General features: G+C 70.5%; 26 protein-coding genes. 14 read left to right on the forward strand and 12 right to left on the reverse strand.

The genetic code is table 11. The features are described 5' to 3' along the window. The first annotated feature begins 15 nt into the window (after positions 1-15). Positions 16-819, forward strand: coding sequence for a 2-oxo-hept-4-ene-1,7-dioate hydratase (hpaH, locus tag C2U31_RS24580; RefSeq protein WP_103275191.1), 804 nt, complete (start codon positions 16-18; stop codon positions 817-819). A gap of 11 nt (positions 820-830) precedes the next feature. Further along, a complete protein-coding gene (gene hpaI, locus C2U31_RS24585) occupies positions 831-1,631 on the forward strand; it encodes a 4-hydroxy-2-oxoheptanedioate aldolase (RefSeq protein ID WP_103275192.1) in 801 nt (266 codons plus the stop codon). A 75-nt stretch (positions 1,632-1,706) separates the two neighbouring features. On the opposite strand, the gene C2U31_RS24590 is transcribed toward hpaI, so the two are convergent. Continuing rightward, positions 1,707-2,426, reverse strand: a complete 720-nt coding sequence (locus C2U31_RS24590) for an SDR family oxidoreductase (RefSeq protein ID WP_103275193.1) — start codon at positions 2,424-2,426, stop codon at positions 1,707-1,709. A 230-nt stretch (positions 2,427-2,656) separates the two neighbouring features. After that, positions 2,657-3,784, reverse strand: coding sequence for an alanine racemase (alr, locus tag C2U31_RS24595; RefSeq protein WP_103275194.1), 1,128 nt, complete (start codon positions 3,782-3,784; stop codon positions 2,657-2,659). 338 nt (positions 3,785-4,122) lie between these two features. Here alr and hpnC point away from each other — a divergent pair, with 338 nt between their 5' ends. From hpnC to hpnE, 3 genes are read left to right on the forward strand one after another with little or no spacing between them, the layout of a single operon-like run. Next, positions 4,123-4,953: a squalene synthase HpnC gene (hpnC, locus tag C2U31_RS24600; RefSeq protein ID WP_103275195.1), complete on the forward strand. Its 831-nt coding sequence runs from the start codon at positions 4,123-4,125 to the stop codon at positions 4,951-4,953. Positions 4,954-4,984: 31 nt separating this feature from the next. After that, on the forward strand, positions 4,985-5,848 hold the full coding sequence (gene hpnD / locus C2U31_RS24605; protein WP_103275196.1) for a presqualene diphosphate synthase HpnD: 864 nt from the start codon (positions 4,985-4,987) through the stop codon (positions 5,846-5,848). Then, positions 5,845-7,167 carry a hydroxysqualene dehydroxylase HpnE gene (hpnE, locus tag C2U31_RS24610; protein ID WP_103275197.1) on the forward strand — a complete coding sequence of 441 codons (1,323 nt, stop codon included), beginning with the start codon at positions 5,845-5,847 and terminating at the stop codon, positions 7,165-7,167. The genes hpnD and hpnE overlap by 4 nt, the downstream gene beginning before the upstream one ends. A 96-nt stretch (positions 7,168-7,263) precedes the next feature. Here hpnE and crcB read toward each other — a convergent pair whose 3' ends face one another. Beyond that, positions 7,264-7,656 carry a fluoride efflux transporter CrcB gene (crcB, locus tag C2U31_RS24615; RefSeq protein ID WP_103275198.1) on the reverse strand — a complete coding sequence of 131 codons (393 nt, stop codon included), beginning with the start codon at positions 7,654-7,656 and terminating at the stop codon, positions 7,264-7,266. A 230-nt stretch (positions 7,657-7,886) separates the two neighbouring features. Between crcB and C2U31_RS24620 the strand changes: the two genes are divergently transcribed. The 5 genes from C2U31_RS24620 to C2U31_RS24640 are packed head-to-tail and all read left to right on the forward strand — an operon-like array spanning position 7,887 to position 12,346. Then, positions 7,887-8,513 (forward strand): PepSY-associated TM helix domain-containing protein, encoded by a 627-nt coding sequence (locus C2U31_RS24620; protein WP_103275199.1) that lies wholly within the window; start codon positions 7,887-7,889, stop codon positions 8,511-8,513. Positions 8,514-8,539: 26 nt separating this feature from the next. Further along, positions 8,540-9,055 carry a DUF2271 domain-containing protein gene (locus tag C2U31_RS24625; protein ID WP_103275200.1) on the forward strand — a complete coding sequence of 172 codons (516 nt, stop codon included), beginning with the start codon at positions 8,540-8,542 and terminating at the stop codon, positions 9,053-9,055. Between the two features lie 50 nt (positions 9,056-9,105). Beyond that, the gene (locus tag C2U31_RS24630; RefSeq protein ID WP_103275201.1) at positions 9,106-9,909 is read left to right on the forward strand and encodes a DUF4198 domain-containing protein; all 804 of its coding nucleotides are present in this window, start codon (positions 9,106-9,108) and stop codon (positions 9,907-9,909) included. 23 nt (positions 9,910-9,932) lie between these two features. Then, on the forward strand, positions 9,933-10,961 hold the full coding sequence (locus tag C2U31_RS24635; protein ID WP_103276559.1) for an FAD:protein FMN transferase: 1,029 nt from the start codon (positions 9,933-9,935) through the stop codon (positions 10,959-10,961). 5 nt (positions 10,962-10,966) lie between these two features. Continuing rightward, on the forward strand, positions 10,967-12,346 hold the full coding sequence (locus C2U31_RS24640) for a sulfite reductase subunit alpha (RefSeq protein ID WP_103275202.1): 1,380 nt from the start codon (positions 10,967-10,969) through the stop codon (positions 12,344-12,346). A 52-nt stretch (positions 12,347-12,398) separates the two neighbouring features. On the opposite strand, the gene C2U31_RS24645 is transcribed toward C2U31_RS24640, so the two are convergent. Beyond that, the gene (locus C2U31_RS24645; protein ID WP_103275203.1) at positions 12,399-13,358 is read right to left on the reverse strand and encodes a tripartite tricarboxylate transporter substrate binding protein BugE; all 960 of its coding nucleotides are present in this window, start codon (positions 13,356-13,358) and stop codon (positions 12,399-12,401) included. 25 nt (positions 13,359-13,383) lie between these two features. Next, a complete protein-coding gene (locus tag C2U31_RS24650) occupies positions 13,384-14,835 on the reverse strand; it encodes an amidohydrolase family protein (protein ID WP_103275204.1) in 1,452 nt (483 codons plus the stop codon). 91 nt (positions 14,836-14,926) lie between these two features. On the opposite strand from C2U31_RS24650, the gene C2U31_RS24655 reads away from it, so the two are divergent. After that, positions 14,927-15,895, forward strand: a complete 969-nt coding sequence (locus tag C2U31_RS24655) for a LysR family transcriptional regulator (protein ID WP_103275205.1) — start codon at positions 14,927-14,929, stop codon at positions 15,893-15,895. Between the two features lie 4 nt (positions 15,896-15,899). Here C2U31_RS24655 and C2U31_RS24660 read toward each other — a convergent pair whose 3' ends face one another. The 3 genes from C2U31_RS24660 to C2U31_RS24670 all read right to left on the reverse strand — a co-directional run bounded on the left by C2U31_RS24660 (position 15,900) and on the right by C2U31_RS24670 (position 18,494). Beyond that, positions 15,900-16,343: an SRPBCC family protein gene (locus C2U31_RS24660; RefSeq protein ID WP_103275206.1), complete on the reverse strand. Its 444-nt coding sequence runs from the start codon at positions 16,341-16,343 to the stop codon at positions 15,900-15,902. Between the two features lie 94 nt (positions 16,344-16,437). Next, positions 16,438-17,268 (reverse strand): phosphoenolpyruvate hydrolase family protein, encoded by an 831-nt coding sequence (locus tag C2U31_RS24665; RefSeq protein ID WP_103275207.1) that lies wholly within the window; start codon positions 17,266-17,268, stop codon positions 16,438-16,440. A gap of 11 nt (positions 17,269-17,279) precedes the next feature. After that, entirely contained in the window at positions 17,280-18,494 is a 1,215-nt protein-coding gene (locus tag C2U31_RS24670; RefSeq protein ID WP_103275208.1) for a Tm-1-like ATP-binding domain-containing protein, read from the reverse strand. A 155-nt stretch (positions 18,495-18,649) separates the two neighbouring features. Here C2U31_RS24670 and C2U31_RS24675 point away from each other — a divergent pair, with 155 nt between their 5' ends. Both C2U31_RS24675 and C2U31_RS24680 read left to right on the forward strand, forming a co-directional pair. Then, the gene (locus C2U31_RS24675) at positions 18,650-19,351 is read left to right on the forward strand and encodes a TetR/AcrR family transcriptional regulator (RefSeq protein ID WP_233772917.1); all 702 of its coding nucleotides are present in this window, start codon (positions 18,650-18,652) and stop codon (positions 19,349-19,351) included. 160 nt (positions 19,352-19,511) lie between these two features. Then, entirely contained in the window at positions 19,512-21,167 is a 1,656-nt protein-coding gene (locus C2U31_RS24680; RefSeq protein ID WP_103275210.1) for an S-layer protein, read from the forward strand. 15 nt (positions 21,168-21,182) lie between these two features. On the opposite strand, the gene C2U31_RS24685 is transcribed toward C2U31_RS24680, so the two are convergent. From C2U31_RS24685 to C2U31_RS24700, 4 genes are read right to left on the reverse strand one after another with little or no spacing between them, the layout of a single operon-like run. Then, positions 21,183-22,493, reverse strand: a complete 1,311-nt coding sequence (locus C2U31_RS24685; RefSeq protein ID WP_103275211.1) for an aspartate aminotransferase family protein — start codon at positions 22,491-22,493, stop codon at positions 21,183-21,185. Between the two features lie 10 nt (positions 22,494-22,503). Next, on the reverse strand, positions 22,504-23,556 hold the full coding sequence (locus C2U31_RS24690) for a phosphotransferase (protein ID WP_103275212.1): 1,053 nt from the start codon (positions 23,554-23,556) through the stop codon (positions 22,504-22,506). A 10-nt stretch (positions 23,557-23,566) separates the two neighbouring features. After that, entirely contained in the window at positions 23,567-24,595 is a 1,029-nt protein-coding gene (locus C2U31_RS24695) for a histone deacetylase family protein (protein ID WP_103275213.1), read from the reverse strand. Continuing rightward, a complete protein-coding gene (locus tag C2U31_RS24700) occupies positions 24,592-25,317 on the reverse strand; it encodes a GntR family transcriptional regulator (RefSeq protein ID WP_103275214.1) in 726 nt (241 codons plus the stop codon). The genes C2U31_RS24695 and C2U31_RS24700 overlap by 4 nt, the downstream gene beginning before the upstream one ends. Positions 25,318-25,504: 187 nt before the next feature. On the opposite strand from C2U31_RS24700, the gene C2U31_RS24705 reads away from it, so the two are divergent. Continuing rightward, the gene (locus C2U31_RS24705) at positions 25,505-26,317 is read left to right on the forward strand and encodes a class II aldolase/adducin family protein (RefSeq protein ID WP_103275215.1); all 813 of its coding nucleotides are present in this window, start codon (positions 25,505-25,507) and stop codon (positions 26,315-26,317) included. Positions 26,318-26,354: the final 37 nt, after the last annotated feature.

Below are 26,354 nucleotides of genomic sequence, written 5' to 3' on the forward strand. Positions count from 1 at the left end.
TCCTGGAACCTCTCCATGCTGGACACCGCCACCGTGCGCGCCCTCGCGGCGCGCCTGCACGAAGCCGAACGCACCCGGACGCAGATCCGCCAGATCTCGCTCGACCATCCCGACATCGGCATCCCCGACGCCTACGCCATCCAGAAGGCCTGGATGGAAATCAAGCTGGCCGAGGGGCGCGTCAAGCGCGGCCACAAGATCGGCCTGACCTCGCGCGCCATGCAGCAGGCCTCGCAGATCGACGAACCCGATTTCGGCATGCTGCTGGACGACATGTTCTTCCAGGACGGCGCCGAGATTCCCGCCGGCCGCTTCATCCTGCCGCGCCTGGAGGTCGAGCTGGCCTTCGTGCTGGGCAAGCGCCTGCAAGGCCCGAACGTCACGCTGTTCCAGGTCTACGACGCGGTGGACTACGTGATCCCTGCGCTGGAGATCATCGACGCGCGCTCGCACGGCATCGATCCCGACAGCAAGCGGCCGCGCAAGGTCTTCGACACCATCGCCGACAATGCCGCCAACGCCGGCGTGGTGCTGGGCGGGCGACCAGTGAAAATCGGCGAGCTGGACCTGCGCTGGATCGGCGCCATCCTGTCGCGCAACGCCGTCATCGAGGAGACCGGCGTGGCCGCCGGCGTCTTGAATCATCCGGCCAATGGCGTAGTATGGCTGGCGAACAAGCTGGCCGCCCATGACGTGGCGCTGGAAGCGGGCGAGATCATCCTGTCGGGTTCCTTCACCCGGCCGGTCGCGGCCCGCGCCGGCGACACCTTCAACGTCGACTACGGCGTGCTCGGCTCCGTCAACTGCCAATTCATCTGAGCCCGTCGTACATGGACATCCTGACCAATCCCTTCAAGCAGGCGCTGCGCGCCGGCAAGCCCCAGATCGGCCTGTGGGCCGGCCTGGCAAGCGCCTATACGTCCGAGATCTGCGCCGGCGCCGGCTTCGACTGGCTGCTGATCGACGGCGAGCACGCCCCCAACACGCTGCAGACCACGCTGGCGCAACTGCAGTCGGTGGCCGCCTATCCGGTCGCGCCGGTGGTGCGCCCGGCCTGGAACGACCCCGTGCAGATCAAGCAGATCCTGGACACCGGCGCGCAGACGCTGCTGGTGCCCATGGTGCAGTCGGCCGAGGAAGCCGCCGCCGCCGTCGCCGCGGTGCGCTATCCGCCCGCCGGCATCCGCGGCGTGGGCAGCGCGCTGGCCCGCTCCTCGCGCTGGAACCGCATCCCCAACTACCTGACGCGCGCCAACGATCAAATGTGCGTGCTGGTGCAGATCGAAACCCCGCGCGCCGTCGACGCGCTGGATGACATCCTGGCGGTGGACGGCGTGGATGGCGCCTTCATCGGCCCCGCCGACCTGTCCGCCAACATGGGCTACCTGGGCCAGCCCGACCATCCCAAGGTCACGCAGGCCATCGACGAGGCCATCCGCCGCATCGTGCAGAGCGGCAAGGCCGCCGGCATCCTGCACAGCAATGTCGAGCGGGCCAGGCACTACCTGTCGCTGGGCGCCAGCTTCGTGGCGGTGGGCGTGGACGCGGTGCTGCTGGCGCGCGCCGCCGAACGGCTGGCCGGCGAGTTCAAGAACGTCGCGGCGCCAGCGCCCGCCAAGGGACCGTACTAGCGCCATCGTCTGCGGACCGCCCATGAAAAACGCGCACCCACGGTGCGCGTTTTTCATGCCAGGGCCGACACGGGCTCAGGTGCGTCCGCCCAGGCTGCCGCCCCCATCCACGCCCAGCACCTGGCCGGTGATGAAGCCGGCGTCGTCGGACAGCAGGAAGGCGATGGCGGCCGCCACTTCGGCCGGCGCGCCCAGGCGCTTCATCGGCACGGAGGCCAATGCGCGCTTCTCGGCGTCGCTGCCGGCGGGACGAGTGGCGCGGAACATCTCGGTCTCGATCGGGCCCGGCGCCACCGCGTTGACGGTGATGCCGTACTCGGCCAGTTCCAGCGCCCAGGTGCGGGTACAGCCGACCAGCGCGCTCTTGGCCGCCGAATAGGCGGTGCGCTCCAGGCCGCCGTGGATGGCGCGGCTGCACACGTTGACGATACGGCCCGCGCGGCGCACCTTCATCGATTCGACGAAGGCCTGCGTCACCTGCACCGCGACGCGCACGTTCAGGTCCAGCACGCTGTACAGCGAGGCCAGGTCGATCTCGCCCAACGGCTGCGGCGTCACCAGGCCAACGTTGTTGACCACCGCGTCCACGGGGAATTTGTCGCGGATCTCGCGCAGCACTTCCTCGGTGCGGCCGGCGTCGGACAGATCACAGGCATACAGGTAGCCGGGGAAATCCACGTCGGTGGTGTTGCGCGCGATACCGACCACGTGGCAGCCCAGATCGGACAGCCGCTGGGTCAGCGCCCAGCCTATGCCCTTGGTGGCTCCCGTGATGAGCACGCATTTGTCCTTCATGGATCGAAACCTCGCAGTCTGTTTTCTGGGGTGAAAACGGGCGCATGAGCGCCCGGTTTTCAATTTACAAATTCAAGTAGACACCATCCGGGGCCGGCTGTCTTGTAAATTGCGTAGCAATTCTTGCCCGGCGTACACCCCGCGCCAAAGCGGAGCCCGCGCCCGCCACGGGGCGCCTCGCGCCAGCGCGCGCGGAACGAAAAACGGACCGACTCCGGGCCGTGGCCGCTTCAGGGTTCGCGGATGACCGGCACGCGCGGCGCCACCGCGCACAGCAACTCGTAGCCGATGGTGCCGGCGGCCTGCGCCACCTCGTCCACCGACGGGCCGTCCTCGCCCCAGAGCGAGACCGGCGAGCCCACGCCGGCGGCGGGCACCGGGTCCAGATCGACCATCAGCATGTCCATGGACACCCGCCCAACCAGCTGGGTGCGCACGCCTGCCACCATGACGGGCGTGCCGGTGGAGGCGTGCCGGGGATAGCCGTCGGCGTAACCGCAGGCCACGACGCCGATGCGCATGGCGCGCTCGGCGCGGAAAATGGCGCCGTAGCCGACCGAATCGCCGGCCTTGAGTTCCTGTACCGCGATGATCTCGGAACGCAGCGACTGGGCAGGCCGCAGGCCGAAGGAGGCCGCGTCCGCGTCGGCGAAGGGCGAGGCGCCGTACAGGCAGACGCCCGGCCGCACCCAGTGCGCCTGGGTCTCGGAACCGACGGCGATTTCCGCGAAGCGCAGCGTGGCGGCGGAATTGCAGACGCTGACCGCGCCCGGGAATCTGTGCGTCACCGAATTGAACAGGCCCAGCTGCTCGTTGACGCCCTGCGGACCATCGGCGCAGGCGAAATGGGTCATCTTGCCGACCGAGCCCAGCACGCCCTGCTGCTGCAGAAGCTGGGCGCGCTCGAAGGCCGCCGGATAGGCCGCCGGGCTGAAACCCAGCCGGTTCATGCCGCTGTTCAGCTTGAGCATGATGTCCACCTTGCGCGACAGGCGCGCCCGCGCCAGCATGTCGAGCTGCTCGCGGTGATGCACGCTGGTGCTCAGGTGATAGCGGTCGACGATGTCCAGGTCGGCGGGTTCGAAGAAACCCTCCAGCAGCAGGATCGGACCGCCCCAGCCGGCCTCGCGGCAGCGCACCGCCTCGTCCAGGTCCAGCATCGCCAGCCCCTGCGCCGAGGAGAACCCCGCCACCGCCTGTTCGATGCCGTGGCCGTAGGCATTGGCCTTGATGACGGCCCAGATGGACGGCGGCAGGCCCTGGGCCGCCGCGGCGGTCTGATCCAGGTGGCGGCGCACCGTGGCCAGGTTGTGGGTAAGCGCGGAAACGGAAATGGTGGCGGATATGGGACGCGGCATGATGGCGAAATCCTGAGCAGAGGGGAGTATATCCCCCCCCGAGGCGCCTGCGGCGCTTCCCCCCAGGGGGCGCTGCGCGCGGACCGGCGGAGCCGGATCCGCGGCAGCCCCGATCGGGCCGGCGGCTGGCGAAGACCCGCCCCCTTGCGCCTCCTTCCGTCAGCGCCCAGGCATATGCCGGCGCACCTTGGCGAGATGTAGCCGATCGTCCCCACCGGCGAATGCGCAAGGGATTACTACAATGAGGGCCAGGACATGAGGTCCGGCATATATTTGGCTGGACACAACCCCGGCACGGCCCCCGACGGGCCGGCGCCGCCAGACCGCAACACAGGACCATGCCCATCGATCACTACGAGAACTTCCCCGTCGCCTCGCTGCTGCTGCCGCGCAGGCTGCGCGGCGCCGTGACCGATATATACCGGTTCGCCCGCGCCGCGGACGACATCGCCGACGAAGGACCCGCCAGCGACGCCGAACGGCAACAGCAGCTGGCGGCCTTTCGCGCCGAGCTGCACCGCATCGGCGCCGAGCCGGGCGCCACGCCCGCCCCCGGCGATCCGGCGCTGGCGCGGATATTCGGGCCGCTGGCGGCCACCATCGCGCGCCACCAGCTGCCGATCACGCCGTTCTACGACCTGCTGTCAGCCTTCGAGCAGGACATCGCCGTCGCGCGCTACCAGGACTACGCCTCGCTGCTGGACTACTGCGCGCGCTCGGCCAATCCGGTCGGCCGGCTGATGCTGCATCTGTTCCACGCCGCCAGCCCGCAGAACCTGGAACAATCCGACGCCATCTGCACCGGCCTGCAGCTGGTCAATTTCTGGCAGGACGTGCGCCTCGACTGGCACAAGCACCGCGTCTACCTGCCCCAGGAAGACCTGCGCCGGCATGGCGTCTCCGAGGAAGACCTGGCCGCCGCCCGGCTGACGCCCGCCTGGCGCGAACTGATGGCCTTCCAGGTGGAGCGCACGCGCGCGCTGCTACACTTCGGCGCTCCGCTGGCGCGCCGGCTGCCGGGCCGCATCGGCCTGGAGCTGCGCATGGTGGTGCAGGGCGGGCTGCGCGTGCTCGAACGCATCGAGGCCGGCGGCTACGATGTATTCATGAACCGCCCCGAACTGGGCGCCAAGGACTGGGCCATCATGCTGTGGCGCTCCATCAAGTAAGCAACAAGACAAGCAACAGGCCCCGCCGAATATGACCCCTGACGAATACTGCCAGGACAAGGCCGCCAAGAGCGGCTCCAGCTTCTACTACTCGTTCCTGTTCCTGCCGCCCGAGCGCCGCCGCGCGATCACCGCGCTGTACGCTTTCTGCCGCGAGGTCGACGACGTGGTCGACGAGTGCACCGACCCCTCGCTGGCCCGCGTCAAGCTGGCCTGGTGGCGCACCCAGATCGACCAGATGTTCGAAGGCAAGCCCGAGCACCCGGTGACGCTCGCGCTGCGGCCGCACCTGCAGAGCTGTTCGATCACGCGCGAGCGGCTGCTGGCGGTGGTCGACGGCATGGAAATGGACCTGGACCAGACCCGCTACCTGGACTGGCCGGGCCTGCGCAAATACTGCTGGCACGCCGCCGGCGTGGTGGGCGAGCTGTCGGCCGGCGTGTTCGGCTACAGCGACCCGCGGACCCTGGTCTACGCCGAGAAGCTGGGCCTGGCGTTCCAGATGACCAACATCATCCGCGACGTGGGCGACGACGCCCGCCGCGGCCGCATCTACATCCCGGTCAACGACATGCAGCAGTTCGAGGTCAAGGCCTCGGACATCCTCAATGGCGAATACTCCGAGCGCTTCTCGGCGCTGATGAAGTTCCAGGCCGACCGCGCCCGCGAGCTGTACCGCGAGGCCATGCGCAGCCTGCCCGAGGCCGACCGGCGCGCGCAGCGGCCGGGCCTGATGATGGCGGCCATCTATCACGCGCTGCTCGACGAGATCGAGCGCGACAACTGGCAGGTGCTGCACCAGCGCATTTCGCTGACGCCCCTGCGCAAGCTCTGGCTAGCCTGGAAAACCTGGGTGGGCGGCGGCCGCGGGCTGGTCCGCCGGCTGGCGCGGTGAAGGCCGCGGTCATCGGCGCGGGCTGGGCCGGCCTGGCCGCCGCCGTGGCGCTGCGCGAGGCCGGCGCCAAGGTCACTGTCTTCGAAGCAGGCCACACGCCCGGCGGACGCGCGCGGCGCGTCTTCCACGGCGAATTCGACACGCCGCTGGACAACGGCCAGCACCTGCTGTCCGGCGCCTACCGCCACACGCTGGCGCTGATGCGGCGCGTCGGCCGCAACCCCGACGCCCTGCTGATGCGCCGCCCGCTGCGGCTGGCCAGCCTGGACGGCCGCTTCCGCCTGTCGGCTCCGCGCCTGCCGGCGCCCTTGCACCTGGCCGTGGCCGTGCTGGGCGCGCGCGGCCTGTCCTGGTCCGACCGCCTGGGCATGCTGCGCCTGATGCGCGGACTCAAGGCCATGTCCTGGGCGCCGCCGCGCGAATGGACCGTGCTGCAGCTGCTGCGCCACTACGCGCAATCCGACACCCTGATCCGCCAGCTATGGGATCCGCTCTGCCTGGCCGCGCTGAACACGCCCACCGCCCAGGCCAGCGCCGGGCTCTATGCGCGCGTGCTGCGCGACAGCCTGGGCGGCAGGCGCGAAGCCAGCGACCTGCTGCTGCCCTGCACCGACCTGTCGGCGTTGTGGCCGGACGCCGCCGCGCGGCACCTGACCATGCGCTACGGCAACACGGTGCGCCAGCTGCAGCCCTCGCAAGACGGCGTGGTCGTCAACCAGGAGCGCTTCGACGCCGCCGTGCTGGCCGTGCCACCCGCCTTCGCCGCGCGCCTGCTGGACGCGCCGCTGCGCGAGGCCGGCGCCGGCGGCCTGCTGGACGCGCTCAAGTCCTTCGACTACCTGCCGATCGCCACGCTGAATCTCCGGCTGGCCGGCCCCTGGCGCCTGCCCGAACCCATGATGATGCTGCGCGAGGATCCCGCGCGCGGCCATCTGGGCCAATGGCTGTTCGACCGCGCGCGCCTGGTCGGTGACGACAAGACAGGCGAGCTGGCCGTCGTGGCCAGCGCCGCCGTCGGCGTGGCCGAGCGCAACCGCCAGCCGGTGATCGAGGCCCTGATCGACCAGGTGGCCGAGCAGGCGGCCCGCCACCCCGCGCGGCTGCCGCCGCTGCCCGAGATCCGGGCGGCCGAACTGTTCATCGAAAAACGCGCCACCTTCGCCGCCGTGCCGGGCCTGACCCGGCCGCTGAACACCACGCCCTGGCGCGCGCTGGCGCTGGCCGGCGACTGGACCGACACCGGCTATCCCGGCGTGCTGGAAGGCGCGGTGATGAGCGGGCTGGCCGCCGCCAGGACGCTCAACCCGCGCGCCACCTGAGGCGCGCGGGTTGATTGCGCATCGGTGGCTTGCATGCCGCCGGATCCGGCGACGGTCCGCTCCGAAGGCGAGCGCGAAACGCCTGCGCCGACGAATTCAGCGGAACAACGCCGCCGTCGCCAGCCCTGCCCCCGTCAGCAGCAGCGAACCTGCCAGGCTGATGCCGGCATAGCCCAGCGCGCTGCCATAGGCGCCGCGTTCCAGCATGGCCACGGTCTCGGCGGAAAAGGTCGAGAACGTGGTCAGGCCACCCAGAAAGCCGGTGATGGCGCCCAAACGCACCCAGGCCGGCCATTCCGGATGCGCCGTCACCAGCGCGAGCAGCAGGCCGATCAGATACCCGCCGACGAGGTTCACGGCCAGCGTGCCCCAGGGCCAGGACTCGATGTTCAGCCATAGTCCGGCCAGCCAGCGGGCCCACGCGCCCAGCGCGGCGCCCAGGCCGACGGCCAGGAAGTTCAGGGGAATCAGGGTCTGGTATGCGGACATGGGATCGAAAAGCCGCGCGGTTCGGGCTGGATGGATTGCACCGTAGCAGTATGCCGAAAAACTCCGATCCCGCGCCAATCGCCCCGTTCCGGCGCTCGCCATGATTCCGCCGTCGCCTTCGCGGCACGCCGCGAAACCGGTTGAAATGGCAGCGTGATCTTTCTTCCTTCACTTATAAGATTCATTCTCATTAAGTGCTAGAATCCGGCGCTGCGCTATCCCACGATCACATGGACAGTCATCTCCCCTCCCGGCGCCGGGCCTACTGGCTCAAGACGCTGCACCAATGGCACTGGATCAGTTCGGCGATCTGCCTGCTGGGCATGTTGCTGTTCGCGGTCACGGGGCTGACGCTGAACAACGCTTCCCATATCGAATCGAAGGCCGTGGTCACCACGCGCCATGCCACGCTGCCGCAAGACGCGCTGGGCCAGCTCGCGCCCGCGCCCGGCCGGAAGAAGGCGCCGCTGCCCGACGCCGTGTCGCGCTGGCTGGACCGCGAACTGGACACGTCCACCGCCGGCAAGCCGGCCGAATGGTCCGCCGATGAAATCTACCTGTCGCTGCCGCGCGCCGGCGGCGACGCCTGGCTGTCGATCGACCTGGCCAGCGGCGACATCGAATACGAACGCACCGACCGGGGCTGGATCTCGTACCTGAACGACCTGCACAAGGGCCGCAATACCGGCCTGGCCTGGAGCTGGTTCCTGGACGTGTTCGCCGTGGCCTGTCTGGTCTTTTCGCTGACCGGTCTGGTGCTGCTGAAACTGCACGCCGGCAACCGCGCCGCGACCTGGCCCATGGTCGGCCTGGGGATCGTGATCCCCGTGGTGCTGGCCCTGCTCTTCATCCATTGATTCAACGATCCGCCCTGGAGACATCCATGCGCAAGCTATTGCTGCCGGCCCTCGTGGCCGGACTGATCGCCCGGACCGCCAACGCGGCCGACCTGGGCCTGTCCATCGAGGTGCCGCGCCTGGACGTGGCCGAATACCACCGCCCCTATGTGGCGATCTGGATCGAGAACCCCGACCAGAGCGTGGCCGCCGACCTGGCCGTCTGGTACGACGTGGCCAAGAAGAACAACGAAGGCACCGAATGGCTCAAGGACATGCGCCAGTGGTGGCGCCGCAGCGGCCGCAACCAGCAGTTCCCGGTGGACGGCGTGAGCGGCGCGACCAAGCCCGCCGGCAAGCACGCGCTGGCCTTCAATGGCGCCGCCAAGCCGCTGGCCCAGCTCAAGCCCGGCCAGTACGCCGTGGTGGTGGAAGCGGCCCGCGAGGTCGGCGGTCGCGAGCTGCTGCGCATCCCCTTCCAATGGCCGCCGCAGAAGGCCGAACAGCTGAGCGCGCGCGGCGAGCATGAGCTGGGCGCCATCGCGCTGGACCTGAAGCCGTGATGAACCGCAATACGAACGCCAACGCCCAATCGACCGCGAGGAGCGCAACCATGAAGCAATCCATGAAACACCTGGCCGCCGCCCTGGCGCTGTGCCTGCCCTTCGCCGCCGGCGCGCACGACGTCTGGGTCGTGCCGTCCTCCACCGTGCTGTCGGGCGCCGACAGCTGGATCACCGTGGACGCCGCCGTCGGCAACGACAAGTTCCACTTCAACCACGCGCCGCTGCGCCTGGACGGACTGGCCGTGACCGCGCCGGACGGCTCGGCCGCCGAGGCCGAGAACCTCAATCGAGGCAAGCTGCGCAGCACCTTCGACCTGCAGCTCAAGCAGAGCGGCACCTACCGCGTGGCCGTGGTCAACGACGGCGTGTTCGCGCGCTGGAAGGAAGACGGCAAGCCCAAGCGCTATTTCGGCAAGCCCGAGGGCATGGCCCAGGCCGTGCCTGCCAAGGCCGACGAGCTGGAAGTCTCGCAAAGCCTGGGCCGCGTCGAAACCTTCGTCACCGCCGGCAAGCCCAGCGCCGTCAAGCCCGTGGGCCGAGGCCTGGAACTGGCGCCCGTCACGCACCCGAACGACCTGTACGCGGGCGAGACCACCACCTTCCAGATGCTGCTGGACGGCCAGCCCGCCCCGGACCTGGAAATGACCATCGTGGCCGGCGGCATCCGCTATCGCGACCAGGTCGGCGAGATCAAGGCCAAGACCGACAAGGACGGCAAGTTCTCGGTCAAGTGGCCGCAGCCGGGCCTGTACTGGGTCGAGGCCGGCATGGAAGACGCCAAGGTCAGCGTGCCGCAGGCCAAGAAGCGCCGCCTGTCCTACGCCGGCACCTTCGAAGTGCTCAAGCCCTGATCCGGTTGAAGGCCCAGGCCGCCATGTCCGCGCCCGCGTCCTACGCGCCCCGGGGCGCGCCCGCGCCCGTGGTGCGCGTGGCCTACGCTGCCCCGCCCTCGCGGCCAGCCACCAGGGCCGCCGCGCTGGCGGGCGCCACCATGGGCACCACCTGGTCGGCCCGGCTGGCGCTGCCCGAGGGCTGCGCCGAAACCTCCGCGCGCCAGGCCATCCAGGCCGCGCTGGACGAGGTGGTGGCCGAGATGAGCACCTGGGAAGACCACAGCGACATCACCCGCTACAACCGCGCCGGTCCCGGCTGGCGCGCGCTGCCCGCCGGCTTCTGGCACGTGCTGACGCACGCGCTGGCGCTGGCCGAAGAAAGCGGCGGCGCCTATGACCCCACCGTCGGCCCGCTGGTCAACGCCTGGGGCTTCGGCCCGCACCAGCGCGCCTTCGAACCGCCCTCGCCCGCCGCCGTCGAAGCGGCCCGCGCGCGCTGCGGCTGGCGACGCGTGAAGCTGGACCCCGAACGCCGCGCCGCCTGGCAGGAAGGCGGCACCTACCTGGACCTGTCCTCGATCGCGAAGGGCCATGGCGTGGACCGCGCCGCGCAGGCGCTGGACGCGCTGGGCGCGACCGGCTATCTGGTGGAAGTCGGCGGCGAGCTGCGCGCGCGCGGCCTGCGGCCCGACGGCCAGCCCTGGCGCGTGGCCGTGGAAGTGCCCGACGCCAGCGACGCCCACGCGTTGGCGCTGCCGCTGCGCGACCTGAGCATCGCCACCTCGGGCGACTACCGCCGCCACGCCGGCAGCGGCGACGCGCGCTACGCCCACACCATCGACCCGCGCGACGGCCAGCCCGTGCGCAACGGCGTGGCCTCGGTCACCGTGCTGCACGCCGACTGCATGCAGGCCGACGCGCTGGCCACGGCGCTGACCGTGCTGGGCGAAACCGAGGGCCTGGACCTGGCCCGCCGCCACGGACTGGCGGCGCTGTTCATCCTGCGCGAAACCGGCGGCTTCCGGCTCGCCGCCACCCCGGCGTTCCAGGCGCTGGCCGCGCAATCTTGAACGCCATGACCCTGCGCCTGACCGCCACGGCCGGCGTGGTGCTGTGCTGGCTGCTGCTATGCGCCTGGGCCTGGCGCCGCGCGCGCCGCGAGCGCGCGCGCGAAACGCGGGCCCGCCAGGCGCTGGACCAGCCGCCGCCGCGCGCCGCCGTGCTCGTCGCGCACGCCAGCCAGACCGGCTGCGCCGAGACGCTGGCCGGCCAGACCGCAGACTCGTTGCGCGCCGGCGGCCTGGACGTGCGCGTCGCGGCGCTGGGCCAGCTCGACCTGGCGCGACTGCGCGGCTACGAACGCGTGCTGTTCGTGGCCAGCACCTACGGCGAAGGCGATCCGCCCGACGCCGCCGCCGCCTTCGCCAGCCTGATGCAGCCGGCCGCCGCCGGCGCGGCGCCGCAACTTTCGGGCCTGCGCTACGCCGTGCTGGCGCTGGGCGACAGCGAATACGCGCAGTTCTGCGGCTTCGGCCGCGCGCTGGATGAATGGCTGCGCGCACAGGGCGCGCAGCCGCTGTTCGACCGCGTCGACGTGGACAACGGCGACGCCGCCGCGCTGCGCCACTGGCAGCATCATCTGGGCCTGCTGGCCGGCCGCGGCGACCTGCCCGACTGGGAAACGCCGGCCTACGAACCCTGGCGTCTGCAAGGCCGCGAACGACTCAACCCGGACAGCCAGGGCGGCCCCTGCTACCTGCTGACGCTGGCGCCGCCGCCCGGCGCCGCGCCCGCCTGGCAGGCCGGCGACATCGCCGAGATCGGCCCGCGCCGCGAACGCGGCGGGGAACTGCTGCCGCACCGCGAATACTCGATCGCCTCGCTGCCCGTCGACGGCGCGCTGCAATTGCTGGTGCGCCAGATGCGCGGGCCCGATGGCGACCTGGGCCTGGGCAGCGGCTGGCTGACCCACGTGGCGCGGCTGGGCGACGAGATCGATCTCCGGCTGCGGTCCAACCGCAATTTCCACGCGCCCGACGACGACCGGCCGATGATCCTGATCGGCAACGGCACCGGCCTGGCCGGCCTGCGCGCGCTGCTCAAGGCGCGCCTGGCGGCGGGCCGCCATCGCAACTGGCTGGTGTTCGGCGAGCGCCAGGCCGCGCATGACTGGTTCTGCCGCGCCGAGATCGAAGGCTGGCGCGACGCCGGCCAGATCGAACGACTGGACGCCGTGTTCTCGCGCGACCAGGAAGAAAGGCGCTACGTGCAGCACCTGCTGCGCGAACAGGCCCACATGGTTCGCGCCTGGACCGACGCGGGCGCGGCGGTCTACGTCTGCGGCAGCCTGCAAGGCATGGCGGGCGGCGTGGATGAGGCGCTGCGCGACATCCTGGGCGACGCCCGCTTGCAACAGCTGCTGCACGACGGCCGCTACCGCCGCGACGTGTATTGAAGCGGCGCGCGCGGGGCCTGCCGGCCGCGCGCCACGCCGCCGCGATACGCCCTTATTGCAGCTTGATCTGGGCCTTGTCGATCACGCTCTTCCAGCGGTCGCGCTCGGCCTGAATCTGCGCACCGAACTCGGCCGGCGTGTTGCCCAGCGGGAAGGCGCCGGTTTCCTCCATTTTCGCCGCCGTGGCCGGGTCGCGCACGGCCTGCGCGAAGGCTTGCGCCAGCTTGTCGCGCACGTCGTCGGGCAGGCCCGCCGGCGCCACCACGCCGTACCAGGCGGTCACGTCGTAGTCCTTGTAGCCCTGCTCGGCGAAGGTCGGCACGTCCGGCAGGCGCGGGTTGCGCGCCGGGCCGGTGATGGCCAGCGCGCGCAGATGATTACTCTTCAGATACGGCAGCGACGACGGGAAATTGTCGAAGATCACCGGCACGACGCCGCCCACCGTGTCGGTCAGCGCCGGCGCCGAGCCGCGATACGAGATGCTGTTCATCTTGCCACCGATGATCTGCAGGAACCAGATCATGCCCAGGTCGTTGACGCCGCCCGCGCCGGCGTTGGCGTAGCCGTCCCGGCCCGGATTGGCGCGCACATGCTCGACGAACCCGGCCAGGCTCTTGGCCGGGTACCGCGGATTGACGCTGAGGATGTTGGGGCTGGTCACCAGATTGCTGACCGGCGTGAAATCCTTGACCGGGTCATAGGCCAGGTTGGGAAACAGGTGTGGCGCGGTGCCGTGCGTGCTCACGGTGGCCAGGCCGACGGTGTAGCCGTCGGGCTTGGCGCGCGCGGTCGCGGCCATGCCGATGGTGCCGGACGCGCCGGTGCGGTTTTCCACCACGATCTGCTGGCCCAGGATCTCGCCGGCCTTGGCCGCCGCCAGGCGGCCCACGATGTCGGTGGGGCCGCCGGCCGGAAACGGCACGATCAGCGTGATGGGGCGTTCGGGGAAGGCGGCATGGGCGGCCGGCAATGCGGCGGCCAGCGCCAGCGCGGCGCAGGTCTTGCGGAACATGGGGAGTCTCCTGTGGATGGAATCGTTATGCTTGCGCCGCGACCGAGCGGCGCAGGATCTGGCCGGGACGCGGCGTGTCCGGCAAGGGCGGATGCACCTGTACGCCGTTGACCAGCACGCGCTCGACGCCGGCCGAGGGCAGCGTCGGCGCTTCCCAGGTGGCCAGGTCGGCCACCGTGTCGGCATCGAACACCACGATGTCGGCCCAGGCGCCCACGGCGATGCGGCCGCGTCCGGCCAGGCCGAACACGCGCGCCGGCAGAGCGCTCATCTTGGCCACCGCCGCCTCCAGCGTCAGCAACTCGGCTTCGCGCACATAGCGGCCCAGCACGCGCGTGAAGCTGCCCCACAGGCGCGGATGCGGATGCGCGTCGTTGGGCAGGCCGTCCGAGCCGACCATGCAGCAGTCATGCTGGAAGATGCGGCGCACCTCGTCCTCGTCCATGGCGAAATAGATCGCGCCGGCCGGACAGAGCCGGCGCGCGGCCTCGGTCCTGTCGCAACCCCAGTCGGCGGCGATATCGGCTAGGTAGCGGCCCGCGCACTCGGGATGCGGCGTCGACCAGGTGACGCGGATGTCGTCGATCTGCTCGGCGCGCTCCGGGATCAGTATGGTGGAGCTGCCGGGATAGGGATAGATGTCCAGCGCCACGTCCACGCCCTCGGCCCGGGCGCGGTCGATATTGGCCAGCGTGGCGCGGCTCTTGCCCCAGTTGCGCGGCATCATGCACTTGTGATGCGACAGCACCGTGGCGCAGCCGCTCTGGCGGCCGATGGACAGCACCTCGTCCACCGATTCCTCGACCGTGTCACCCTCGTTGCGGATGTGGCTGGTGTGCAGCGCGCCGCGCGCGGCCGCCACGCGGGCCAGTCCCTCCAGCTCGGCCGCCCGCGCCATGCCGCCCGGCTGGTACGCCAGCCCGGTGCTGAAGCCGACCGCGCCGGCCGCCAGCGAGGCGTCCAGCATGCGCTCCATGGCGCGCTGCTCATCGGCCGTGGGCTGAGCCGACGGATCGCGCATGGCCGCCAGCCGCAGGTTGGCGTGGCCGACCAGCGCCGCCACGTTGATCATCGGCCGCTGCGCCTGCAACGTGGCGAAGTACGCATCCATGTCGGCGTACAGCGGCGACTCGCCCAGCAGGGCCAGCGCCGCCGCGTGATTGCCCGGCAGCGGCGCGGGCGCGCCGCTGATGCCGCAGTTGCCCACCACCACCGAAGTGATGCCCTGGCTGGTCTTCCAGGCCAGGTCCGGTTTTTCCACGAACATCAGGTCGTCGTGACCGTGCACGTCGATGAAGCCGGGCGCCACGATGCGTCCCGCCGCGTCCAGCCGCCTGTCGGCGATATAGCCGGACAGGTCGCCCAGCGCCGCGATGCGGCCATCCGCCACGCCCACGTCGGCGCGCACGCGCGGCCCGCCCAGGCCGTCGATGACCCAGCCGCCTTCGATGATCAGATCCAGCTTGTCCTGCCGCATGCGCGTGTCCCGGCTTGATGAAGGCCCTAGTATCGGCCGGCCAATCAATCTGGAAAAATTGTTTTTATCGATCCATCCATCGTGATTTGAAATGAATCGCCTGCCCAAGCACGTCACGCTCAAGCACCTGAACGCCTTCGTGGCGGTGGCCCAGGAGTCCAGCTTCACGCGCGCCGCCGAGCGCCTGTTCCAGACCCAGTCGTCCGTCACCAGCCTGGTGCGCCAGCTGGAGGAAGCGCTGTCCACCCTGCTGTTCGCGCGCACCAGCCGGCGCGTGCTGCTGACGGCGGCGGGCGAGGAATTCCTGCCGCGCGTCATGCGCCTGCTGGCCGACTTCGACGGCGCCATCGGCGACGTGGTGCGCTTCGGCGCGCTGGAGCGCGGACGCGTGGGCGTGGCGGCGGCGCCGTCGGCCATCACCCAGATCATCGCGCCGGCGGCCGCCGCCTTCGCCGCGCGCCATCCCGCCGTGCGCCTGTACCTGAGCGACGACAACTCCGGCCGCATCCAGCGCAAGGTGGCCGCGCGCGAGGTCGATTTCGGCCTGACCAGCCGTTGGGCGGACGCGCCCGGGCTGGATTTCGAGCCGCTGCTGGAAGACCGCTTCGGCGTGCTGTACCGCGAGGACGACGCCGGGCTGCGCCCGGGCCGGGACGGCACGGTGCGCTGGGCGGACCTGGCCGGCCGCCAATTGGTGGGCGTGGTGGACGAGACCGGCATCATCGCGCTGCTGCGCGCCCGCGCCGACCTGCCGATCGAGGCCGCCGCGCCCTTCCATGAGGCGTCCAGCACCACCTCGCAGGCGGCGCTGGTCAAGGCAGGACTGGGCGTGGCGCTGCTGCCGGCGCTGGCCGCCGAGCGCGTGCGCGAGCCGGGACTGGCCTACGCGCTGCTGGCCCGGCCCACCATGGTGCGCACGGTCTGCCTGATCCGCCACCTGGACTATCCCTTGAGTCCGGCGGCCGATGCGCTGATCGGCGCGATCCGCGATTATTTGAAAACGGCCGAGCTGCCGCCCGGCTGCGCCCGCGCCGCGCGCAAGCGCGCGGGCAGGGCCTAGGGACCTAGCGGCGCAGCTTCTCGTCCAGCGCCTTCAGCCCCGCCGCGAACACGCCCTGCCCCACGGCGCCGGCCACGGCCGCCAGATCGGCGCCGGCCTCGACGCGGAAGTCGGCCCACCATTCGACCAGCGTCAGCCCGCCTTCGGTGAAGCGGCGCAGCTGCACGCCGGCGACGTAGTCGCGCATGGGCAGGTCGGTCTCGATGATGGAATAGCGCAGCGCCGTGCCCTGGTCGTCCAGCATCAGCAGCTGTTCGCGCACGAAGCCGGACGGCTGCAGCGTCAGGTGCCGCACCGAACCCAGGGCATCCGCGCGGCCGCCGTCCTCAAGCCGGCTGACGGCCACGCCGGGATGCCAGCCGGCCAGGCCGTTGAAATCGCGGAACATGGGCCAGACCTGCTCAAGCGGCGCATGGATGATGGCGCTGATATACACGGTGTGCGACATGCGGGGCTCCTGTCGAAGCGGATGCGGTGAAAGGAAGGATGTGATGCGGTGAAAGACAAGAAAAAGGCGCCGTGCGCGGCGCCTGGTAAACAGCTTAGAAGGTCAGACCCTTGAATTCCCGCGTGGCCGCGGTCAGCGCCTGTTCGGTGGGCAGGCGCTCCATCGAGCTGGCGCCGTAGAAGCCATGGCAATGCTTGCAGGCGCGCAGCACGTGGGCGGCGTCCTCGGGCGTGGCGATGGGACCGCCATGGCACAGCACGATCACGTCATCGCGCACCGCCAGCGCGGCGGCCGCGATGCGGTCGATCGCGGCCACGCAGTCGTCCAGCGTCAGCGCGGTTTCGGCGCCGATGGAGCCGCCGGTGGTCAGGCCCATGTGCGCCACGATGATGTCGGCGCCGGCGCGGGTCATGGCCACGGCGTCGGCTTCGTTGAACACGTAGGGCGTGGTCAGCATGCCCTTCTCGTGCGCCAGGCGGATCATGTCCACCTCCAATCCGTAGCCCATGCCGGTTTCTTCCAGGTTGGCGCGGAAGGTGCCGTCGATCAGGCCCACGGTGGGAAAGTTCTGCACGCCGGCGAAGCCCTGGCGCTTGAGGTCGTCCAGGAACACGTCGAAGTCGCAGAACGGATCGGTGCCGTTCACGCCCGCCAGCACCGGCGTGCGCTTGACCACGGGCAACACCTCGCGGCCCATGTCGACCACGATCTCGTTGGCGTTGCCGTAAGCCAGCAGGCCCGCCAGCGAGCCCCGGCCGGCCATGCGGTAGCGGCCCGAGTTGTAGATCACGATCAGGTCGATGCCGCCGGCTTCCTCGCACTTGGCCGACAGCCCCGTGCCCGCGCCGCCGCCCACGATGGGCTGGCGGTCGCGCACCATGGCGCGGAACTTGTCCATGAGTTGGTTGCGGTCAAAGCGCGGCATGGCGACGGTCCTCAGTGTTTGGCGATTTCAAGGTACTGCTCGACCGCCGTGCGGGCGAACAGCGGGTCGTTGATGTGGCAGGGCACGCGCACCAGGCGGCGGTCGGCGGTCTGCACCAGGTGCGTTTCCAGCGCGGTGAACAACGCGGCGTCGGCCTCCGGATCCCAGAAGGCCTGGCCCGGCGCGTCCAGCGCCGACACCCCGCCCTCGGGGATCAGGAAGCGCACCGGCCCGTCGCAGCGGTTCAGCCGGCTGGCGATCCACTCGCCCTGGCGGGCGTTCTCGGCGGGCGTGGTGCGCATCAGCGTCACCTGCGGATTGTGGGGATAGAACAGGCGGCCCTGGTAGCGTTCCGGCACGGTCTCCATGCCGCCGAAGTTCACCATGTCCAGCGCGCCGCAGGCGCCCACATAGGGCGCGCGCGTGCGCGCCACGGCGCCGAAGCGGTCCTCGGTGCAGGCCAGCACGCCGCCGAACAGGAAGTCGCAGACCTCGGTGGTTGTCAGGTCCAGCACGCCGGACAGCAGATGGCTGTCCAGCAGTTTTTCCATGGACTGGCCGCCGGTGCCGGTGGCGTGAAACACCAGGCAGTCGTAGTCCGGCTCCAGCAGCGGCACCACCTGCTGCACGCAGGCCGTGGTCACGCCGAACATGCTGATGCCGACGGCGGGACGGCTGTCGTTGTCCTGGGCCGCGCTGTCGGCCTGGCGGAACGCGCCGCCAATGGCGCCGGCGGCATTGGCCAGCACGCGGCGCGAGATGCGGTTCAGCCCGGCCACGTCGGTGACGGAGTACATCATGGCGATGTCGGACGGCCCGACATAGGGCGCGACGTTGCCCGAAGCCATGGTCGATACCATCAGCTTGGGCACGCCGATGGGCAGCGCGCGCATGGCCGGCGTGATCAGCGCCGTGCCGCCCGAGCCGCCCAGGCCCAGCAGCGCGCCGATGCCGGCGTCGGCGGCGGCGTAGCGCTCGAAGGCCAGCGCCATGGCGGCGATGGCCGTGCCACGGTCGCCAGTGAACACCGCCTGCGCGCCGCCCGGATGACGGGCGGCCACCTCGCGGGCCTGCACGCGGGCGGCGCTGGACGCGCCGGTGGTGGACACGTCCACCGTCACCACGTCCAGACCGTCGCGCGCCAGCAGGCCGGCCACGTATTCGGCCTCATGGCCCTTGGTGTCGTAGGTGGCGGCCACGTAGACCCGCCGCTTGGTATTCGTCATGACTCCTCCCGCGGGCGGCTACACTCGATGCGCGCCTCGATATGTGCCGGGGCGAGCCCGGCTTGTAGAATTCAGAAATGAGACGAAAGAATCATACTGAGACGCCTGTCTCACGTCAAACCCGAACCGCCCCGCAAGCGGCGTCCGCGCGCGCCCTGATCGCCCCCGCCAGCCGCCAGGCCGAGGCCAGCGGCGAGCCGCCGCACGGGCCGCGCGCGCGCATGCGCAAGATCCTGCTGGACGCCGCGCAGCAGCTCATGGGCCAGGGCATCACGCCCTCGGTGGCCGAACTGGCCGAGCACGCCCAGGTGTCGCGCGCCACCGCCTATCGCTATTTCCCCAGCCAGAGCGCGCTGATCGCCGCCGTGGTCGACGAAAGCCTGGGCCCGATCCTGGCCTGGGAATCGAGCGCCGACGACGCCGGCGCGCGCGTCGACGAGCTGCTGCGCTTCGCCTACCCGCGCCTGGAGGCGCACGAGGCGCCGCTGCGCGCCGCCATCCAGGTCTCGCTGCAACAGCACGCCGAGGCCAGCGCCGGCCGCGCCGGCAACGAGCCGCGCCTGGTGCGCGGCCACCGTGTCGACATCCTGAAGCGCGCCATCGCGCCGCTGGCCGGCGCGCTGACGCCGGCGCAGCAGGAACGCGTGGCGCAGGCCCTGTCGCTGGTCTATGGCACCGAGGTGTTCCTGGTGCTCAAGGACATCTGGCGGCTGGATCTGCCCGCGGTGACCGAGGTGGCGCGCTGGACCGCGCAGGCCATCATCAGGCAGGCATTGGCGGACGCCGAGGCTGCGACGCCGGGCAAGAAGGACAAACCCACGAAAGGCGGCAAGAACAGCGACAGGCGCGGCGGCTAGGCCGCCCCGGGTCGCGCCGCTGGCCGCGCGCGCCGGCGCCACGTCCCCGCTAGCGGCGCGCGCCAGCGCCAGCCTGTCATTCCCACGTCACCGGCAACCGGCATAGTCCCGCCCTGCGCGGCGCCGCGAGTTGCGGGCCGCCCTGATGCTGGAGCCATGAATGCAGTTCGAAGTAACCCGCCTGCGGCGGGCCCTGATGCCCTTGTCGCTGGCTTGCGTAACCCTGTTGAGCGCCTGTGGCGGCAGCGACGACGATGACGACGCGCCCGCCAAGCCGCCGGTCGTGACCGAGCCCACCCCCGAGCCCCCCAAGCCCCCCGTGATCACGGGCGCGTGGAGCGCCGGCGACCTGCACGTGCACACCATCCAGTCCGACGACGCCCAGACCACGCTGGAAACCGTGCTGGACCAGGCCTTCAACCGCTACAAGCTGGACTGGGCCGCGCTGTCGAATCACCTGCGCATGTCCAAGCGCGACCATACCGGCCTGGACATTCCCGGCGGCCCGGTTCCGTTCTCGACCGGCATGGCGCGCTACGAAGCGCCGTTCATCCAGCAGGCGCAGGCGGCGGGCCGCTACGCCGGCAAGATCATCTTCTCGTCGTTCGAGTGGGACATGCCCACGCATGACCACGTCAACATCGGCATCGGCGTGAACGAGCCGATGTCGGCCAAGTCGCTGCGGGCGGTGGCCGAGTTCGAATACCTGTACACCAACAAGGCCGCCAACCTGTTCGATCCGCAGCTGGTGGCGGACCTGGCCGGCCAGCCGCGCGCCTACAGCACGCACGCCGACTCGCTGGCCGCGCTGAAATGGCTGCGCGACAAGCACCCCGACAGCTACATGCTGCTGAACCACCCGTCGCGCTACGCCGGCAAATACACCATCGGCCAGCTGCGCGAAATGCACGATCTGGCGCCGTCCATCTTCTTCGCCATCGAAGGCATGGTGGGCAACCAGATGGAGCCGGATCGCGGCGGCTACGCCGAGGCCTACACGCCCGCCAAGCTGCCCAACCGCACCTACGGCGGCGTCGACTATCTGGTCGCGCAGCTGGGCGGCACCTGGGACGCGCTGCTCGGCGAGGGACGCCGCATCTGGACCGTGGCCGATTCGGATTTCCACTTCCGCGTCAACGCCACCGGCCAGTACAGCAGCGGCTACGCCCCCGGCGAGTACGCCCGCACCTACGTCTGGAAGGACGGCAAGGACATGGCGGCGGTGGTCGCGGGCCTGAAGAGCGGCCGCATGTACGGCGTGTTCGGCGACCTGATCGACGCGCTGGAATTCCAGGCGCAAGGCGCCTCGGGCACGGCGCAGATGGGCGCAGAGCTGATCGCGGCCAAGGGCGAGCAGGTGGAAGTGACCATCCGCTTCCGCAGCCCCGACAGCAACCGCTACGAGTACCCGATCGAAAGCGGCAACCCCACCTACGTCAAGCCCACCGTGCATCACGTGGACCTTATCGTGGGCGACGTCGGTCCCCGCGCCGCGCCCGGCACGCCTGCGTATGACCAGGCCACCAATCCCAGCACCCGCGTGCTGGGTCGCTACACGCGCGCCGACTGGACCGTGGACAAGGAAGGCTATAACGTCATCAAGGTCAAGCTCAGCGCCGACAAGAGCCAGTACCTGCGCCTGCGCGGCACCAACCTGGCGCCGGACGTGGCCGGCGAAACCGCCAATGGCGAGCCGCTGCCGGACGCCAAGATCGACCTGACCGACAACGCGGCGCGCTTCAACGCCATCAACGCGCGCAACTACAACGACCTGTGGTTCTACTCGAACCCGGTGTTCGTGACGGTCAAGCCGTAGGCCCTGCCGGCCGCGCTACAGCGCGGCCAGCGTCTCGTCCAGCGCCGCCACCAGGCGGTCCGCGTCGGCCGTGGAAAACGGCAGCGGCGGACGGATCTTCAAGGTGTTGGCATGCTCGCCGGCGCTGCTGATCAGCACCTGCCGGTCGCGCAAGCCGTTGACCACGCGCGCCGCCTGCTCGGTGGCCGGCTCGCGCGTGGCGCGGTCGCGCACCAGTTCCACGCCGATGAACAGGCCCGCGCCGCGCACATCGCCGATGAGATCATGACGCGCGGCCAATCCTTGCAGGCGCTCGCGCAGATAGGCGCCGACGCGCCTCGCGTTCTGCATCAGCCCTTCCTGCTGCACCGTGCGCAACACGGCCAGGCCGGCCGCCGCCGATACCGGATTGCCGCCAAAGGTGTTGAAGTAGCGGCTGTTGCGGCCGAAAGCCTCCAGCACTTGCGGCCTGGCCGCCACGCCGGCCACGGGATGGCCATTGCCCAGCGGCTTGCCCATGGTGATCAGGTCCGGCGCCACGCCATGCCGCATATAGCCCCACAGCGTCTCGCCGGTGCGCCCCATGCCGGCCTGCACCTCGTCGGCGATGAACAGGCCGCCGGCCTCGTGGATCGCGTCCACGGCTTCGCGCAGAAAGCCCGCCGGTCCGGCCTGCACGCCGTCGCTGGAGAAGATGGTGTCCACCATCAGCGCCGCCGGACGCAGTCCGTGGCGAGCCAGGTCCGCGATCGCCTCGCGCACCGCGCGCGCCAGGGCCGGGCCGGTTTCACCGGGCGCCTGGCGGTAGCTGTCCGGCGCGGCCACGGTACGCACGGCCGCCCCCAGCGTCACATAGCGGCCCAGCGACGGCGAGGCCTGCGCGATCGACAGCGTCACGCCGTGATAGGCGTGGCGCGTGACGATCAGGCCGGCGGCGCCGGTGTGCGCCTGCGCGATGCGCAGCGCCAGGTCATTGGCCTCGCTGCCGGTGCAGGTGAACATCACATGGCCCGGCCCCGGCGCGTAGGTCGCCAGCAGCGCCTCGGCGTAGTCGAGCACCGTTTCGTGCACGTAGCGCGTGTGCGTGTTCAGGGTCGAGGCCTGCCGCGCGATCGCCTCGACCACGGCGGGGTGGCAGTGGCCCAGCGGCACCACGTTGTTGTAGGCGTCCAGATAGGGCTTGCCCTGGGCGTCGTACAGCCACACGCCCTCGCCGCGCACCAAGTGCAGCGGCTGGTCGTAGAACAGGCGATAGGCCGGGCCCAGCAGTTGCCGCCGCCGCGCGATCAGCGCCTCGGTATTTGCCGCGGCCTGCGCCGCGCCGTCGCCGGAATGGGTCATGGTCATGGCTGTGATCCTATTGAAAACCGCAGGCCGCGCGCAACCGCTGCCGCGCGGCGTCGCGGGCGATGCCGTCGCAGGCCTGCAGGCGGGCCCAGGACAGCGCGTTGTTGCGCAGGATGTAGTCGGCATTGTCCGGATAGCGCGCCGCGCGCCAGCCGCCAATGGCCACCACCATCGCCAGCCGCGCCATCATCAGATCGAATAGCACGTCCAGCTCGGCTTCCTGGAGCGGGCTGACCGCGTGATAGGCGGCGGCGAAGCGAATGGCTGGCGCCAGCGGATCGGCGCCCGGCTCCAGTTGGTAAGAAGCCGCCACGGCCAGGTCGTTGACCAGCGGAGCGCGCACCATGTCGCCGAAATCCAGGATGCCGGCGATGACGTCGTGATCCCGAGGATCGACCAGCACGTTGTACAGATTCAGGTCATTGTGGATGGCCTGCGCCCGCAAGCCGGGCAGCGCCGGCCGGGCATGCTCGGTGAAGCGCGCCATGGCGCGCTCGGCCAGCGCCCGACGCGCCGGGTCGGCCACGTGCGCCAGCAGCGGCGCAACTTCGTCGGCGCGCTGGATGTCCCAGGGCAGCGCCAGCGCGCCGGCCTCGTGTTCGAAGCCGCGCAGCGCCAGCCCCAGCCGCGCCAGGGTCCGCCCCAGGTTGTCGCGCTGCGCCGCCGAACGCGCGGCGTCCGGCAGCGGCAGGCCCGGCAGGTAGCTGAACAGCCGCAGCACGCGCGGCGGCGCGTCCGGCGCGCGATGCCAGGCGCAGGGCTGGCCGTCGACGGCCAGCGCCACGCGCTGCACCGGCAGCGCCGGATCCGCGCATTCCACGTGCAGCAGCGCGCGGGCCTGGAAATCGGCCACGCGCGGATCCTCGGCCGGGTGCGAGAACTTCAACACGTATTCATGGCCGTCGCGCGCCCGCAGCCGAAAATTGCGGTCGCGCTCGCCGGCCAGGCGGCGCGCCTCGGCAGCTATGCCGAAATGGCGCCACGCGGCCTGCGCAGCCTCGTCCTCGCCGATGTCCGGCGAGGCCACGGCCAGCACGTCCTGGGCGTCGTCCTGATCCTTCATGGCGGCCTCCTCAGGCGGCGGAGTCGAAGCCGCGCAGCGCGCTGGCCAGGTTGGGCCCCAGGTCGTCGGACAGGTAGCCGCCTTCCTGCACCAGCACCGTGGGCAGGCCCAGCCGCGCGACCTCGGCCAGGATCAGGCCGAAGCCCTCGGTGGTGACGGCCAGCCCCTTGTACGGATCGCGCTCGTGGGCGTCCAGGCCCAGCGCCACCACCAGCGCGCCGGGCGCGTAGGCGCGAATGTCCAGGAACACGCGGCGCAACGCCTCCAGGTAGCCGGCGTCGCCGGTGCCCACCGGCAGCGGGCGGTTGATGTTGTAGCCCAGCCCGTCGCCCTCGCCGGTCTCGTGGGCGTGGCCGACGAAGAATGGCGTGGTGTTGTGCGCGTCGGCATGCATCGACACGGTCAGCACGTCGGCGCGGCGGTAGAAGATGCCCTGGGTGCCATTGCCGTGATGCACGTCCAGGTCCAGGATGGCGACCCGCGCGTGCGCGGCGCGCAGCTGCTGGGCCGCGATGGCGGCGTTGTTCAGGTAGCAGAAGCCGTTGGCGCGGTCGACATAGGCGTGGTGGCCGGGCGGACGGCACAGCGCGTAGGCCGCGCGCTCGCCGTCCAGCACCAGCTGGGCCGCGTGGGTGGCGCAATGCGCCGACCAGGCCGCCGCTTCCCAGGTGCCCGCGCCGATCGGACACGCGGTATCGCCCATGTGATAGCCGGCCAGGCCGACGATGTGTTCGGGATAGGTGCAGGGCTGGCCGGGAAACGGGTGCACATTGGCCACCACTTCCTCGGATGCGTCGGGCAATTCGCGCCAGCGCGCGTAAGCGGTTTCCAGGAATCGCAGGTATTGCGGCGTGTGCACCGCGGCGCGCGGCGCGGCGCCGTGGTCGGCCGGCGCGACGATCTGGTGCCCGTCGCGCCGCACCGCCGCCAGCAGGCGCGCGCCGCGCTCGGGCTGCTCGTTGCTGCGCCGGACCTTGCCGCGCACGATGAAGAACTGCGGATCATGAAGCTGGTGCTTATCGCTGTAGACTACTTTCATGTTTTCCTGCTGCCCCTTGGTTTTTCGCCCGCCGCGCCATGCTGCGAGACGAACAGGTTGCGGACGTGCTCCCAGGCATCGTCCAGATGTACCTTCATGCAGGCCTGCGCGGCCGCTGCATCGCGGCGCGCCAGCGCGTCCAGGATGGGCTGGTGCGTGGCCGCGACCATTTCCGGATCCTGGTAGACGTTGTCGATCAGCGAGATGATCATGCGCATCTCGGTCTGCGTGCTGGAGAACAGGCGCAGCAGGTAGGCGTTGCCCGACAGCTCGCAGATCAGGGTATGGAAGCTCAGGTCCAGCTCGATGCGGCGATGCTGCGGCGCGTCGGCGGCCTCGGCGATCATCAGTTCCAGCAAGCCGCGCAGGCGCGCCAGGCCGGCGGCGTCGGCATGCTCGCAGGCGGCCGCCACGGCGGTCATCTCCAGGCTCAGGCGCACCTGGAACAGGTCGTCGATCTCGCGCACCGACATCTCGCGCACGAAGAAGCCGCGACGCGGCCTGGACACCAGGATGCCCTGGCGTTCCAGGCGGCGCGAGGCCTCGCGCACCGGCGCCCGGCTGATCGCCATCTGCCGGGCGATCTCGGCCTCGACCACGCGGCTGCCCGGCGGCAGGCGGCCCTGCACGATGGCCTGGGTCAGCCGTTCTTCGACGACGCCGACCAGGTCGGGAACATTGACGGATTCGAAAGCATTGAGGACGGCCTGGGTTTCGGGCATGGAAAGTCTCTGTCTGGGGCGGGAATGCGCCCGGCTTTCCTGCACAAGAAAACCCGGCGCGACAGCTATATAGCACCCCGTTTTTTTCAAGCATATCAGTACTACTGCTAACTGTCGACAGTTGACGATCGACGCATAATGCCCTGCACCCGGCCCCGCGCCGCAGCCACCCAACCAGGACGCATCGATGGCCCTCTCCCAGGAATCCGCGCAGCCAAGCAGCGCGGCCGAACAACAGACCCGCCGCGACCTGGCGGCCTGCTACCGGCTGGTCGCCCATTTCGGCATGGACGACAGCATCTACACCCACATCTCGGCGCGCGTGCCCGGCGAGGAAGGGGCCTTCCTGATCAATCCCTACGGCCACCTGTTCCGCGACATCACGCCCGAATCGCTGGTCAAGGTCGGCATGGACGGCCATCCGGTCGCGCCCACGCCCCACGACGTCAATCCGGCGGGCTTCACCATCCACAGCGCCGTGCACATGGGACGCCCCGACGCGGGTTGCGTGCTGCACACCCACACCGTCGCCGGCGTGGCCGTGTCCTCGCTGGCCTGCGGCCTGCAGCCGGTGAACCAGTGGGCGCTGCAGTTCTATAACCGCGTCGCCTATCACGACTACGAAGGCATCGCGCTGGACCTGGACGAACGCGAGCGGCTGGTGGCCGACCTGGGTCAACAGAACGCCATGATCCTGCGCAACCACGGCCTGCTGACCGTCGGCGCCACGGTGGCCGAGGCCTTCATCCTGATGCTCAATCTGGACCGCGCCTGCCGCGTGCAGCTGGCGATCCAGTCCACCGGCCAGGCGACCTACCCGGTCAGCGCGCAGGTCAGCGAGAAGACCGCGCGCCAGTACGCCAGCGGCGACACCAACCGCCTGCCCGGCTCGCCCGACCCCAGCGAACGCGAATGGCGCGCGCTGCTCAAGCTGGTGGAACCTCCGCCGCCCGCCCCCCGGCTCGCGGATGCCCTCGATGGCTCCGCGCTGCGCGCCTGAACGGCGCGCGTCGCTTTCTTTCCCGCCGCCCCGGCCC

The sequence above is a fragment of the Achromobacter sp. AONIH1 genome, assembly GCF_002902905.1.
Lineage (GTDB): Bacteria > Pseudomonadota > Gammaproteobacteria > Burkholderiales > Burkholderiaceae_B > Achromobacter.